Here is a 649-nt window from a genome sequence, read left to right on the forward strand (position 1 = left end):
CGCCCAGAACTGCGTGCACTGCAAGACCTGCGACATCAAGGACCCCAACCAGAACATCAACTGGGTGCCGCCGCAGGGCGGCGAGGGGCCGGTCTATCCGAATATGTAACTGCCAGAATTCGATTTAAGGGAAGGATATCAAAATGGACGTTCGCGCCGCCGTTGCCGTTCAGGCCGGAAAACCGCTCGAAGTGATGACTGTGCAGCTGGAAGGGCCGCGGGCCGGCGAAGTGCTGGTCGAGGTCAAGGCGACGGGCATCTGCCACACCGATGATTTCACCCTGTCGGGCGCCGATCCGGAAGGCCTCTTCCCCGCCATCCTCGGCCATGAGGGCGCCGGCATCGTCGTCGATGTCGGCCCGGGCGTCACCTCGGTGAAGAAGGGCGACCATGTCATTCCGCTCTACACGCCGGAATGCCGCGAGTGCTATTCCTGCCTGTCCCGCAAGACCAACCTCTGCACCTCGATCCGCGCGACCCAGGGCCAGGGGCTGATGCCGGATGGCACCAGCCGCTTCTCGATCGGCAAGGACAAGATCCACCACTATATGGGCTGCTCGACCTTTTCGAACTTCACCGTGTTGCCGGAGATCGCCCTTGCCAAGGTCAATCCCGACGCCCCCTTCGACAAGATCTGCTACATCGGCTG

General features: G+C 62.2%; 2 protein-coding genes. Both read left to right on the forward strand.

Annotation, left to right across the window (positions count from 1 at the left end):
- Positions 1 to 109, forward strand: a 109-nt coding sequence (locus EEQ99_RS34355; RefSeq protein ID WP_164736012.1) for a 4Fe-4S dicluster domain-containing protein, incomplete at its 5' end; no start/stop codon positions are given.
- A gap of 34 nt (positions 110 to 143) precedes the next feature.
- On the forward strand, positions 144 to 649 hold a 506-nt coding region (locus tag EEQ99_RS34360), incomplete at its 3' end, for an alcohol dehydrogenase catalytic domain-containing protein (protein ID WP_164736013.1).

The organism is Rhizobium anhuiense (assembly GCF_003985145.1).
In the GTDB taxonomy this organism is placed as follows: Bacteria; Pseudomonadota; Alphaproteobacteria; order Rhizobiales; family Rhizobiaceae; genus Rhizobium; species Rhizobium anhuiense.